The organism is Paenibacillus sp. FSL M7-0802 (assembly GCF_038004945.1).
In the GTDB taxonomy this organism is placed as follows: Bacteria; Bacillota; Bacilli; order Paenibacillales; family Paenibacillaceae; genus Paenibacillus; species Paenibacillus polymyxa_B.
On the sequence record NZ_JBBOSD010000001.1, the window covers coordinates 4,597,852 to 4,611,657 of the forward strand.

At 42.0% G+C, this 13,806-nt stretch carries 13 protein-coding genes; 12 read left to right on the forward strand and 1 reads right to left on the reverse strand.

The annotated features are described in order from the left end of the window. The first annotated feature begins 7 nt into the window (after positions 1-7). The 3 genes from MHB54_RS21135 (at position 8) to MHB54_RS21145 (ending at position 4,522) form a co-directional block, all read left to right on the forward strand. A complete protein-coding gene (locus MHB54_RS21135; protein WP_340981925.1) occupies positions 8-1,921 on the forward strand; it encodes a beta-glucoside-specific PTS transporter subunit IIABC in 1,914 nt (637 codons plus the stop codon). A 30-nt stretch (positions 1,922-1,951) separates the two neighbouring features. Beyond that, entirely contained in the window at positions 1,952-3,409 is a 1,458-nt protein-coding gene (locus MHB54_RS21140; protein ID WP_076264744.1) for a glycoside hydrolase family 1 protein, read from the forward strand. 276 nt (positions 3,410-3,685) lie between these two features. Beyond that, entirely contained in the window at positions 3,686-4,522 is an 837-nt protein-coding gene (locus MHB54_RS21145) for a methyl-accepting chemotaxis protein (RefSeq protein WP_023989690.1), read from the forward strand. Between the two features lie 87 nt (positions 4,523-4,609). Here MHB54_RS21145 and MHB54_RS21150 read toward each other — a convergent pair whose 3' ends face one another. Next, positions 4,610-5,104 (reverse strand): nuclear transport factor 2 family protein, encoded by a 495-nt coding sequence (locus tag MHB54_RS21150; RefSeq protein ID WP_028542284.1) that lies wholly within the window; start codon positions 5,102-5,104, stop codon positions 4,610-4,612. A 196-nt stretch (positions 5,105-5,300) separates the two neighbouring features. Between MHB54_RS21150 and MHB54_RS21155 the strand changes: the two genes are divergently transcribed. From MHB54_RS21155 to MHB54_RS21195, 9 genes are all read left to right on the forward strand, one after another. Further along, positions 5,301-5,855, forward strand: coding sequence for a TetR/AcrR family transcriptional regulator C-terminal domain-containing protein (locus MHB54_RS21155; RefSeq protein WP_053325875.1), 555 nt, complete (start codon positions 5,301-5,303; stop codon positions 5,853-5,855). Positions 5,856-6,038: 183 nt separating this feature from the next. Further along, positions 6,039-6,845 carry an alpha/beta fold hydrolase gene (locus MHB54_RS21160; protein ID WP_023989686.1) on the forward strand — a complete coding sequence of 269 codons (807 nt, stop codon included), beginning with the start codon at positions 6,039-6,041 and terminating at the stop codon, positions 6,843-6,845. Between the two features lie 24 nt (positions 6,846-6,869). Then, on the forward strand, positions 6,870-7,853 hold the full coding sequence (locus MHB54_RS21165) for a sensor domain-containing diguanylate cyclase (RefSeq protein ID WP_340981929.1): 984 nt from the start codon (positions 6,870-6,872) through the stop codon (positions 7,851-7,853). A gap of 216 nt (positions 7,854-8,069) precedes the next feature. Continuing rightward, positions 8,070-9,032 (forward strand): helix-turn-helix domain-containing protein, encoded by a 963-nt coding sequence (locus tag MHB54_RS21170; RefSeq protein ID WP_028542287.1) that lies wholly within the window; start codon positions 8,070-8,072, stop codon positions 9,030-9,032. A gap of 108 nt (positions 9,033-9,140) precedes the next feature. Next, the gene (locus MHB54_RS21175) at positions 9,141-10,343 is read left to right on the forward strand and encodes an MFS transporter (protein ID WP_076157394.1); all 1,203 of its coding nucleotides are present in this window, start codon (positions 9,141-9,143) and stop codon (positions 10,341-10,343) included. 333 nt (positions 10,344-10,676) lie between these two features. Beyond that, positions 10,677-11,003: a hypothetical protein gene (locus MHB54_RS21180; RefSeq protein ID WP_076157390.1), complete on the forward strand. Its 327-nt coding sequence runs from the start codon at positions 10,677-10,679 to the stop codon at positions 11,001-11,003. Positions 11,004-11,018: 15 nt separating this feature from the next. Next, on the forward strand, positions 11,019-11,426 hold the full coding sequence (locus tag MHB54_RS21185; protein WP_231517239.1) for a hypothetical protein: 408 nt from the start codon (positions 11,019-11,021) through the stop codon (positions 11,424-11,426). A gap of 405 nt (positions 11,427-11,831) precedes the next feature. Next, a complete protein-coding gene (locus MHB54_RS21190; protein WP_023989680.1) occupies positions 11,832-12,842 on the forward strand; it encodes an ABC transporter permease in 1,011 nt (336 codons plus the stop codon). A 34-nt stretch (positions 12,843-12,876) separates the two neighbouring features. Further along, positions 12,877-13,785 carry an ABC transporter permease gene (locus MHB54_RS21195; protein ID WP_028542289.1) on the forward strand — a complete coding sequence of 303 codons (909 nt, stop codon included), beginning with the start codon at positions 12,877-12,879 and terminating at the stop codon, positions 13,783-13,785. Positions 13,786-13,806: the final 21 nt, after the last annotated feature.

Consider the following 13,806-nt stretch of genomic DNA (forward strand, 5'->3'; position numbering starts at 1 on the left):
AGTTACAATGAAGTATGAGACATTAGCAAAAGACATCATCAGAAATGTCGGCGGCAAAGAAAATGTGAATAGTCTAACTCATTGTATTACACGCTTGCGCTTCAAATTAAAAGATGAAAGTAAAGCCAATACAGAGGTTTTGAAAAATATGGATGGTGTTGTCACTGTGGTAAAGAGTGGCGGGCAATACCAGGTTGTTATAGGTAACCATGTACCTGAGGTTTATGCTGATGTTACTGCTGTAGGCGGTTTTCAGACAGGAGATTCAGAAGAAGCATCAGGTGAAAAAATGAGTTTGTTCAATAGATTCATTGATACCATTTCAGGTGTATTTACACCCACGCTGGGTGTCTTAAGTGCCACAGGTATGATTAAGGGCTTCACCGCCTTATTTGTAGCTTTGGGCTGGCTGGCCACTACATCGGGTACCTATCAAATTCTCAATGCTTTAGGTGATTGTTTGTTTTACTTCTTTCCTATTTTCCTGGGGTATACGTCAGCTAAAAAGTTCAATGCCAACATTTTTATAGGTATGGCTATAGGTGCATCGCTTGTGTACCCAACATTTAGCACGATAACAGCCTCGGGCAAACCGCTATACACTCTATTTAGCGGTACTATATTTGAGTCACCGGTATATATCACCTTCTTAGGTATTCCGGTCATTCTGATGAGTTATGCGTCAACCGTTCTTCCGATTATCATATCCACCTATGTAGGCTCAAAAATAGAAAACTTCTTTAAAAAGGTAATCCCTAGCGTAGTAAGAACATTTTTGGTTCCGTTTTTCACATTGTTAGTTATTGTACCCTTAGCGTTGATTGCGATTGGACCTCTCTCGACTTGGGCAGGTCAACTGCTTGGTGCTGGAACCCTCTTTGTGTATAACTTAAGTCCGATTATTGAAGGTATGCTCATGGGCGCTTTCTGGCAAGTGTTTGTTATCTTTGGATTACACTGGGGACTTGTTCCTATCGCTATGAACAATTTAGCAGTGCTTAAATTCGATCCGATTCTTGCGGCTACACTGGGAGCTTCCTTTGCTCAGACGGGCGTCGTACTGGCGATTTTGTTTAAAACCAAAAATGTAAAACTGAGATCACTTTCCATTCCAGCTGTCATCTCGGGGATTTTTGGTGTGACAGAACCAGCAATTTACGGGATTACATTACCACGTAAGAAACCATTTATTTTAAGCTGTATAGCATCCGCAGTAGGCGGCGGTATTATAGGAATGATGGGAACTAAAGGTTACATTATTGGTGGATTGGGTATTTTCGCTATCCCGAGCTATATCAGTCCGGCAGGAATAGACAACGGATTTTATGGGGCTGTTATCGGTATCCTGATAAGCTTTGTATTAGGTTTCTTGCTTATGTTCTTTGGCGGATTTAAAGATGATGAAGTGAAAGAAGCAAAAAAGGAAGATAGTGCACCAGGAGCGGCAAAAGGAGAAGTTTTAGTAAAACAAGAGACGGTGATGAGTCCATTAAAAGGTGAAGTGAAGTCTTTATCTGAAGTAACAGATGAAGCCTTTTCGACAGGTGCTCTGGGTAAAGGGATCGCCATTGAACCTTCTGAAGGTAAGGTCGTTTCACCTGTAGATGGTGTATTAACATCATTATTTTCGTCAGGTCATGCGATTGGAATTACAAGTGATCACGGTGTTGAGGTCCTCATCCATGTAGGCAAAGATACGGTCAAATTAAAAGGTAAACATTTTTATCCTAAAGTAAAACAGGGAGATGCTGTTAAAAAAGGCCAGCTGCTTATGGAGTTTGATATGGAAGCTATAAAAGAGGCTGGTTATGTTTTGACCACACCCGTTATCGTTGCCAATACTACGAATTACCTGGATGTCATTGAAACAGAGAAGAAGGCGATTGAGTATCAAGAGGATTTATTGACCGTCGTAGTCTAATCTTAATTAAATGTTGAGGAGGAATTAACAATGGAAAATACAACTAAATTGGAATTTCCACAAGGATTTTTATGGGGAGGTGCAACGGCTGCCAACCAATTTGAAGGTGGATATAATGAAGAAGGTAAAGGCTTAAGCACTGCGGATGTGATTACGGCTGGAACGCATACGACTTCCCGAAGAATTACACCTATACTGGAAGAAGGAGTGAACTATCCGAGTCACGAGGCTATTGATTTTTTCCACCACTATCAAGAGGATATCCGCTTATTTGCAGAGATGGGATTCAAGGTCTTTAGAATGTCCATTGCGTGGTCAAGAATATTTCCTAACGGAGATGATGCAGAGCCGAATGAGCAAGGCTTGCAGTTCTATGATCGTGTATTCGCAGAATTGAAAAAGTATAATATTGAGCCTTTGGTTACAATCTCACATTATGAAGCACCGTTTCATTTGACCCAAAAATATAATGGTTGGTCAGATCGCAGAGTCGTAGATTTTTATGTGAGATATTGTGAAGTGCTTTTTAACAGATACAAAGATGTTGTGAAATACTGGTTAACCTTTAATGAAATCAATATTTTAACCTTGTCATTTGGCGCATTCATGGCTGGAGCTATGATGCCGGAGGGGAATGGAGAGCTTGCCCATGCTACAGTGAAGGATGAGCAGGTTTTGTATCAGGCGTTGCATCATCAATTTATTGCCAGTGCAAAGGCTGTAAAGCTGGGTCATGAAATCAATAAGGACTTTAAAATCGGTTGTATGATTGCTTATATGTGTTCCTACCCACTTACATGCCATCCTGATGATATTCTGCTAGCTCAACAAAAGGATAACTTAAGTAATTTCTTATGCTCAGATGTTCAAGTAAGAGGCGCTTATCCGGGATTTGCCAAACGCTATTTTAGAGATCATAACATTCAGATCAAAATGCAAGAAGAGGATGAGGACATCTTAAAGGAAGGCTGCGTAGATTTCTATACCTTCAGCTATTATTCCTCTACTTGTGTCAGCGCCGATCCCAACCAGGAGAAGGTGGGAGGAAATTTATCTATGGGCTTAAAGAATCCTCATTTGAAAGCAAGTGCCTGGGATTGGCAGATCGATCCACAGGGATTGAGATGGTCCCTCAATAACATTTACAACCGATACGAAATCCCGTTAATGGTTGTTGAAAATGGCCTTGGCGCCGTAGATACAGTGGAAGAAGATGGCACCATTCACGATGATTATCGAATTGATTATCTAAAGCAACACATTGAGCAAATGAAAGAAGCGATTGCTGATGGAGTAGACTTAATAGGGTATACGCCTTGGGGATGTATTGATCTGGTAAGTGCGGGAACTGGTGAAATGAAAAAGCGTTATGGGTTTATATACGTAGATAAGGATAATGAAGGCAAAGGGACACTTGCCAGATCCAGAAAGAAGAGTTTCTATTGGTATAAGAATGTGATTGAAACCAATGGAGAGCAGTTGGATTAAATCTTAGCGCCTGTTTCATAAAAGTCATACCGTCAGCGCGTGCCAATTTTAATCGGTACGCGCTGCTTGAATTTACATTATGAAACGAAAATAATACCTTAAATGGATATTCATCCCGGCTGTGAAAATGGATTCCCTTCAGGAAACTACGGAGATTGTTTATAGGTAGGGGCTCAACATCATCCATGTATTTTAAAATTCACTAAACACATGGGATGAAAATGTCGAAAAAGAAGATAGGACTTATATCAAAATATAAGGAAGTGGATACATATTATGAATCAAGTAGAAGCTGTTTTGACCGCCATGCCATTTATCAAAGAAGCTGCACGACAAGATGTTTCAATTTCCGTAATGGACAGGGAAAAATTTCTGTTCTTTCAGTCGGGTAAAAGCTTAGTTTATGACTTCAAAGCAGGCGATCCTCTTCCTGATGTACACAGAGACTTCAAAATGCTAGTAGGCGGTGAAAAGACCAGAGAGCGTTACGCTGCTGAAGTTTTCGGCATCGCTGCTGATTCTTACTTTCATCCGATTAAGAATGAACAGAATGAGATCGAGGCCGTAATGTGTATCACCTATAGTATGGATAATCAAGATCAACTGAAGAAGTTGATGACTCAAGCCGAGGATGTTACAAGCAAGCTAGTTGAAGGGATTCAGCATGTGGCGGCCCATTCGGAGGAGCTTAGTGCGACTGCCGAAGAAATTTTAAGCAATACTAAACAGGCGGTTGAGGACTCCGGTAACGTGACTGAGGTGGCCGGCTACATTAAGGAAATTTCAGAGCAGACGAACTTGCTTGGATTAAATGCAGCAATTGAAGCAGCCCGAGTGGGTGAGGCAGGAGCTGGTTTTGGGGTTGTGGCTACAGAAATCCGAAAAATGTCTACGGGCACCAAGGAAGCAACCGGACGGATTGAGCAGTCCTTGCAAGCCGTCAGACAATCGGTTTATAACATGGAACAAGAAATCACACAGATTGCGGTATCCTCCCAAGAGCAAGCCAAGCTTGTTACGGAATTTATGAATATTATTGATCAATTAAATGTAACCAACCACGGCTTGAGAGGGTTAGTAGAAAAAATCACGGATGATGTTGAAGCAGAATAAAGAATGAAAAAAAGTCTCGGTCTGTGAATTGTACATTCCGTATGGAAATGTAGATTACAGGCCGAGACTTTTTCTAATAGTAAATATTTACGAGTATTGTTGGTTTAACAGTGCAGTATCATAATACTCTTCGAAAGATTTGATTTTATTGTTTTCAAATTTAAAGATCTGGACATAGATCCCGTTGTATTTTATTTTTTTATTTTCTCCCCATGGTCCATTCGCTGTGATATCAATATGGCTGCGTGTTTTTGTCACAATCGTGTTAGGATTTTCTCCGACTATAAACTCATCGATGGTCCATTCGAATTTCCCTTTCATATCATTAAAAATGGGATTAAAGAAGCCTTTTACAGCATCCCAGCCTTCTTGAACAGAATTGTGCAAAACTGCCACATCATCAGTGGTAAATGGGGTAATTACAGCCGGATTATCTTCAACCCACAAAGAATAAAATTTGTCCGTATCTCCTAAATATAAAGAAAAAAAGTCTACAATGACATCCATGTTCTTTTTAGCAACTTCATTCTCGCTGTTGAATGAAGCATTAATAGTTACATTTTTAATCTTTTTGGGATTCATGCTGTTATTCTCCTTTATAAAAAAGATTTTGAACCATTACCTTTTCATTTGGTAGATGGCTGTCCAGCTTCTATTTACATCATTAGTATAAAATATAGGCAATTAAATAATAATAGACTGATTTTTAAGAGTGTTAAAAATGTAGACAAATGCTTCATAGTGTACAAATGTAAAATAAAATTTTGTGAGGGCTAACATGATTCGAAAAACAACTCCTAAGGAACTTCTTGCTGAATCTTTGATAGACTTAGCCAAAATACATCCAATCCAGTCCATCACCGTAACGGATATTACTGACAATTGTCAGGTTAGCAGACAGATGTTTTATTATCATTTTTCCAGTAAATATGACCTGATCTCATGGATATATAGTGATAAGGCAGATAAAATTATTGAACAATATATAGAAAAAGAGCCTTGGGGACGTGTTGCCGGGAGAATTGTTGAGTTTATTAAAGAGGATTACATCTATTTTAAAAAGGCTTTTGACGACAATACGCACTTGTCTTTTTATAATAATATCTTTAACTATACGGTTGAATGCCACACCAATTATATTCTTAAGAAAACAAATAGGACTTTGTTGCCTCCCGACATCCTTTTTGCTATAAGATTTAACGCTTATGGAGGAGTGAATGTGACTAAGGACTGGCTTGAGAATGGCATGAAGGAATCTCCAGAGCAATTAGGCGAATTAATATTCTCTGCGATGCCCTTGCCTATAAAAAAATATTTTCATTTAGATGAATAAATGCCGCGGAGAGGATACAGATATGAATTTGAATGAGTTAAATGAACAGAGTTACTCCGAACTAGAAAAATATGGGGTACATGTATTTCTGAATGAGATTCATTATCCATAATCAAATCTTTTCCGATATAATAATGAAAAGAAGCTGATAGAACAGATACTACCTCAGAGAGGTGATTTATAATGACCGTTGACATCCTCGTACGTAATAATGTAAAAGTGCTGGGCTCAGGCAGCCAAACGATCGTATTTGCTCATGGCTTTGGATGCGATCAGGATATGTGGCGTTATATCGTCCCTAGCTTTATCGACAACTACCAAATCGTCTTATTTGATTACGTAGGTTCTGGAGATTCTCAAATTAAGTACTATGATTCAGAAAAATACAGCGACTTACAAGGGTATGCCCAAGATGTGCTAGATATTATGGAAGCGCTAGAATTAAGAAATGTCATATTCGTCGGACACTCCGTTAGTAGTATGATCGGAATGCTTGCTTCTATCCGCAATCCCCAATATTTTGAGCGCATCGTCATGCTCGGTCCCTCTCCTCGTTATGTGAATGACCTCCCCTATTATTATGGAGGCTTCGATAAGAGTGACATCGATGAATTGCTTGATATGATGCAAATGAACTTCATTGGCTGGGCTAGTTACCTGGCACCCATTGTTATGCAGAATCCTGAACGACAGGAATTAACCGAAGAGTTGGAGAAAACCTTTTGCTCAAGAGACCCTCATATTGCACGACAATTTGCGGAAGTGACTTTTTTTTCGGATTGCCGTGTCGATCTCCAGCATGCTTCGATTCCTACACTGATTCTCCAGTGCTCGGACGATAGCATTGCTCCAATTGAAGTAGGGAATTATTTACATACTCATCTTAAAAACAGCAGGCTTCAACAGATGAGGGCAAAGGGGCATTATCCTCACTTAAGTCAACCTGGAGAAACAAGCGATCTGATTAAAGAGTATTTAGCCAGTGTGTAATATCAGGAGAAAGGCAGTCATGAAATGGATATTCAATTAGATAAAGCTCCCTGTGGATATTTCTCAATCTCGGATTCTGGCTTCATTCAATCGGTAAACCAAACTTTATTGGATATGCTACTTTATGATCGTAATGAATTGCTCGGACGGCCGATTGAATCCACAATGTCTGTTACCAACAAGCTATTTTTTCATACTTATTTTTATCCCTATATTCAGTTGTACGGGCATGTCGATGAGATGTACTTCTCGTTTCGGACAAGTGATCGACAGGATGTGCCTGTACTTCTAAACGGGGTACGCCAGGAACGCAACGGAGAAACTGTTATTGATTGTGTAGTGCTTATGATGCGTAAGCGAATTGAACATGAGAGAGATATTCTGCAGACCAAAACCAAGCTTCAGGAATTATATCAGGCTACGAATGAAGCGAACCAGAAGCTTGAACGGTTGCACGAAGAATATGAAATCAAACAGCAGGAGCTAGAAAGGATTAATCTCCAGCTTGAAACGATGGCATCAACGGACCCGTTAACCGGTCTTAAAAATAGAAGGTATTTCCAAGATCAATTACTAGCTAGCCTCGCGTCTTTTCGTGAGAGTGGAATATCTTTTTCGCTGCTTATCATTGATATTGATCGATTTAAAAGTATTAACGATACTTATGGTCATCCAGTGGGCGACCTAGTGCTTACGAATCTGGCAGAATTACTGCAATCCATGTCACGGGATAGGGACATTGTCGCTCGGTATGGCGGCGAGGAGTTCGTAATTATTCTTCCGGGCAACGATCAAGAAGAAGCTATTCTTACAGCGGAAAGATACCGCTCCACGACGGCCTCGATGGATTGGGGAGAATATGCTATTACTGTGAGTATTGGTGTGGCAACGGTGACGCAAGAGGATACGGAACAAACGATTGTTCATCAAGCGGATTTGGCTCTGTATACTTCCAAAAGTGGCGGGAGAAATCGGGTCACTCATTCAGCAAATCTCGTAAAGGGATAGATAAAGTCTTAATAAAGGGAATTAAGAGCTGACACGCCTTAGAGCTAATTAGCCGAGCCTGCCTCTTACGGCGGGCTTTTTATTATAAAAGCCCCCGAATGTCTCCACAGCTTACTCCAATAGGTCTGGTCAAACCATTCAAATTCAGCTACTATTATTGATAACGATTCTCATTCGAAGGATCAGGATGAATGAAAACATTTGAGGTGGACGCTTGTGAATTCAAATTCGTTATCATTAATATATCAGCATTATTTGGAAAAGACTCCGTTCAGACAGCAGAACGAGCATACGTATATGATTTTACCGGAAGCGGGCCATGGACATATCTACCGAGTTACAACTTATAGCGGAATTGAGATCGTGTATTCGCATATTCAATATCACGAGCCGTATCCGACGAACTTTGCTTCCAGTGGACAAATGATTGAACTCCAATTTGCGCTTTCGGGTCAACGTCATGTGAATGTGGCTGGGTTGGATTATACACTCCCGATGGGACAGGGGGCACTTATTTTTTTACAGGATTTTAAAGCGTGCTTTCATCCTCCGGTTAACGAACAATACAAATCATTTGCACTTGGCATTCCGATTTCGTTGTTTAATTATGCGGCTTCACAGTTAGCGGCTCGTCGGCAGGTAGCTATTGAATTTAATCAAATTCTTAAGGGAGCTGCATTCCATCACTTTAGTTTTGAACTGGATCACAGAAGTATAGTGATGATTGAACATTTGATCAAAGACTTGAAAAGTGTGCATAAATCGCCTTTGTTAATGGAAGCAGCGGCACTTGAGATTTTAAATCGATTTATGATTCAATTATTTGATTTAACACCTATGCCCGAAGGTTTGTCTAAAGAAGATGTCAGAAAGCTGCATATGGCTCGGGAGATACTTGAGTTCAGCATGATTGATCCACCCTCACTGATCACATTATCCAAAAAGGTTGGATTAAACGATTTTAAATTAAAAAAAGGATTCAAAGCCTGCTTTGGAACTACTGTATTTGAATATTTGCGCCAAATTCGTCTTGATTATGCGATGAAGCTGCTCCGAAGCCAAGAAAGCAATGTGACTGAAGCTGCGATGGCTGTAGGATATAGCAATGTGAGTGCATTTTCAGAGCAATTTTTCCGGGAATACGGAGTGAAGCCATCGTCCTTAAAGAAGGTATTTTAAAATAAAAATCCGTTTAACCGTAGAATAATCCGTATATAGGCAGTAGAGTGGTGCTGTGACTCGTATACTTCTGCATAGAGAGAATCTATAACAGAGGAGTGTGCGAGGATGAACAGAATAAAAGGGAGCATCTTTTTCAGTGTATTTGTGGCTATGCTTGGGCTCATGCTCATTGCTCCAATTATGCCGCCCCTTATTCGTGAGTTGGGATTAAGAGAAAGTCATTCTGGGTTAATTATATCGCTTGGCTCCATAACGATGGCCTTAATGGCCCCAATATGGGGAAATCTGAGTGATGCAAAGGGACGCAAGCCTGTGATTCTGCTTGGATTCATAGGGATGTGTGTAAGCTGCTTGCTGTTTACGCTTACTCTTTTTGTAGGATTAAAAGGTTGGCTCAGCGGGGGGCTGCTGTTAGTCCTGTTAATTGTTACACGCGGTTTGATCGGCGGGTTTATCCCGGCGGTATTGTCATCCTCCCAAGCTTATATGGGAGATGTGACCGAGGGAGAAGATCGAGGCAGTGGGATGGCGATCATTAGCGCAGCCAATGGACTTGGATTAGTATTTGGGCCTGCTATTGCAGGTGCCTTTACTTTAATAGGCTTGCTGTGGCCTCTATATTTTGGGATCGTGATTGCGGCTGTAGCATTTGTAGTGGCCTTGCTGGCAATTCCGTCTGCCAAACCCGTTATTCAGCAAAAGCCAGCTCGGATTAACCCGTTTCAACCCGGTCTACGAATGTATTTGTTTGCAGGTTTGGTTACGATGATTAGTATTGTGACCATCCAGGTTATAGGCGGATTTTATTTTCAAGATCAACTAGGCCTTTCATCCGAAGAAACAGCAAGAGTGGTTTCCTTTGGACTTATGTTTTCCGGTGCAGCCATGTTGATTGTACAGATCGTTCAGATGAAATGGCTTAAATGGCAACCCAAGCCGATGATTTTGCTCGGTTCTCTGTTCCTTATTGCCGGTATGCTGATATTCCTCATGTCAGCCAGCATGGTTGTTTACTATTTAGCGTTCTTTATGTTTGGTATAGGTACAGGCTTGCTTATGCCTGGATTTATGGCTGGGGCTTCTCTTTCTGTTAGTAAAGAACAGCAAGGGGGAGCCGCTGGTCTGGTGGCCACTGTCCAAGGGATTTCTGCAATTATTGCTCCTATTTTGACAACGACGCTATATCGGGTGGACAAATATATTCCTTTTGCTCTTATAGCAGCTCTAGTAGCTGTTATGGCCATCATTATGTTGGGGGTAAGAAAGAGAAAAGGGAATAGTGAGCTGGTATCTCAGAGGACCAAATAAATAAAAGAATTGTTTGATGAACCCATAGGCTTCCGTGCTATATTCACGAGAAGCCTATTTTGTTTGCTGGTTTGAATGATAGTCAAAAGGTCTCAATTTGCTAATTCATAAACTACATAGTTTAGATATCTATTATAATAAGTTTTAAGAAAATTCAGGGAAAGCAGAAGGAAAGTGGGAGGCTCATGGAAATCCAGCAAAAGTGGGTGGCTTTAAACAAAAAAGTACCTCTTATATGCGGACTACGACTGAACTCCTGAGGTGAATGAGAAGGTGAAATCCGATTTAGGGGGGGCTAGTTAAGGAGGAGTTCATAAAATTGGAGGGATGCAGATGGGTTGGGAGTATGGAATTAAAGTCGCAGATGTTAAGGATATTCAAGTGCTAATGGATCGTTTAGCTGAAGCATTGCCTAGGATTGACGGATATCGGATGCAAAGGGATGAGGATGGCTTTGTCCTGCTTCAAAATGATCCCGATTGGCCTGAGGCGTTCCAGGTGTCTGTGGAAGAGGCAAGGAATATTGAAGGGTTAAAAGATGGTGAACCTTATATCTATTGTCTATTTCATATTGGTGGCGAAGATGCGGTGAAGTGGAGGGAAGGAATGTGCAGGGTGCTGGAAGAAGAGAAATGCGCTGCGGATTGGTTCGAGTTGTAGCCGAAGAAAGGAGTGGTGAGATTGAGTAAGAAGGACAAAAAAGAGATTCAGACACTAATCTATCGCTATAGTGGTCCACGAGCCAATATTGGATATACTTTTGAACCGCTGCGTTATGGGGATACGGATGAACCAAAGCTGGAGGAGATAATCTTTATCTACGCAGATGACTTTGATATCGTGTTGTCTGCGTTAAAGTCCAAATATCCACTTGACGATCCTGATACGGGGGAAACGTATGAGGCTTTTGATCCCTGTTGGGATAATCCGATTCCGGAGTCGATATGGCATGAGATATTAACAGAATTGGATGCTTGGCCTGCCAAGGAGCCGGAATTGCGCATATTTATCGATTCCTTTATAGCTTGGGTCAGAGCACACCTGAAGCGAGCAAATGGTATTATCGTGACTGGAAATCTATAGAGAAAGACAAAGCAATACGTATTTTCGCTCCCCCTCGCTTCAAGGTGCGACCGGACAGCAAGCTGCTGAGTCGAACACCTCGTTCTTTGCAGTGCTCGCGATTATTTCTCCTTTCCTGATCGGCCTAATACTACAATCTATATATAAAAAACAAGCGATTTCCTTTTGAAAGGGGACCGCTTTTTTTGGCATCATGCTGATTTTGATTTCTATATTCGAATAAAACACGACATTTAAATAACATGGTGAGTAACTTTAGTGCGCAAACGACAAAATTCGTCATTATTTTTAGTTATTCAGGACGTGGAAACCGTTCTTGTTCCTTAGTACAATGAATAAAAATAACAAGTGATGAAAAGAAAGGTGACAAAGACACGAGGAATTACGGATAAGGAGGGACAGGCTGTGGCCGTATACACACTACGTAGATTGATACAAATGATTCCGGCACTGCTTGGTATTGTCGTCATTACATTCATGATCTCAAGAGTGCTTCCGGGTGATCCTGCCGTGATGCTTGCGGGGGAACAGGCTACACCCGAGACGATTGAAAATATTCGAAGCAGCATGGGACTGGATCAACCGAAGTACATTCAATTTTTTCATTATGTAGTTGGATTGTTCCAAGGTGATCTGGGTCAGGCTTATCACACCGGACAGTCAGTGGCAAGCGACTTTGCTACCCGGTTTCCAGCAACCATCGAGTTGGCGCTGGCAAGCTTGGTTATTGCGATTCTGGTGGCAATCCCAATCGGCATCCTGGCAGCAACCCGTAAAGAATCGATTGTGGATCACATTTCACGTGTGTTTTCCTTGATCGGTGCATGTATGCCCATTTTCTGGATTGGCCTGTTATTCATTTATATCTTCTATGCTAAATGGGGCATCGCTCCTGCGCCCATGGGTCGAATTAGCGGTGACATCAATCCGCCGACGCACGTTACGGGACTTTATGTACTCGATAGTTTGATGACCGGTGATTTTGTAGCTTTAAAAAGCAGTTTATCCCATTTGGTTCTGCCAGCAGTCTGTCTCAGTACAGGCACTATGGCGATTGTGGCACGGATGATGCGTTCCAGCATGCTGGAAGTGATCGGTCAGGATTTTGTTCGCACAGCCAGAGCCAAAGGTCTGCGCGAAGGAATTGTTATTTATAAGCACGCACTCATTAACGCCTTTATTCCAACACTTACCGTACTTGGTTTGCAGGTCGGTTACCTGATTGGTGGAGCGGTTATTACCGAAACCATTTTTACCTGGCCAGGAGTGGGCAGCTATGTGACGGACTCCATTTTGGCGGCTGACTACGCACCGATTCAAGCATTTACCCTCGTAAGTGCGCTGATTTACAGCTTTATCAATCTTGGAGTCGATTTGGTTTATGGATTGATTGATCCACGTATCCGGTACGAATAATGAACGAAGCACAAAAGTAGGGGGAGGTACTCGGATGAGCACTGCAAGTGATTTGGTGGCAAAAGCGGCTGTACCTCAGCCCAATGCAGCCGCTATACCGAAACGCAAGACCTTTTGGCGATTACTGTTTGGCAATAAACTCGCTTTAATCGGATTCATCTTTATCGTTGGCTGGACGCTCATTGCCATCCTCTCATCATGGATCGTTCCACATGATCCTTATGTAACCGACCCGGCGAACAAGCTGCTGCCGCCAAGTGCAGAACATTGGTTTGGGACCGATAATTACGGACGTGACATTCTCAGCCGTGTCATTTACGGAGCCAGAATCAGCATATGGACCGGGATGATTGCCGTGTCGATCTCATTTATCATCGGCGTACCGCTTGGAGCCATCGCAGGTTTCTATGGCGGTCGAATGGGCAGCATTATTATGCGCTGTATGGATATTCTGTTGGCTTTCCCGTCGCTGGTACTCGCCATGGCCATTGCTGCAGCGATGGGACCAGGACTGATGAGTGCACTCATCGCTGTGGGCATTGTAGGCATACCCGAATTCGCCAGACTGATTCACGGACAAACCATCTCTCTCCGGGAAAAGGAGTTTGTTGAGGCCAGCCGGGCAATTGGTGTAACGAACGGAACGATCCTGTTTCGCCACATCTTGCCTAATGCACTTGCCCCACTGCTTGTGAATGCAACGCTCGGAATGGGCTTCGCCATCCTCACCTCAGCCAGTCTCAGCTTCCTGGGGCTCGGTGTGAAACCCCCGATTGCTGAATGGGGTGCAATGATTTCAGAAGGGCGAGCGTATATCATTTCCGGTGAGTGGTGGATTGTAACCTTCCCAGGTCTTGGAATTGCGACAGCTATTTTGGGCTTCAATTTGCTTGGAGACGGTTTGCGGGATGTTCTTGATCCTAGACTGCGCTCTAGCAAATAAAAATAAATAGATCATTAAAGG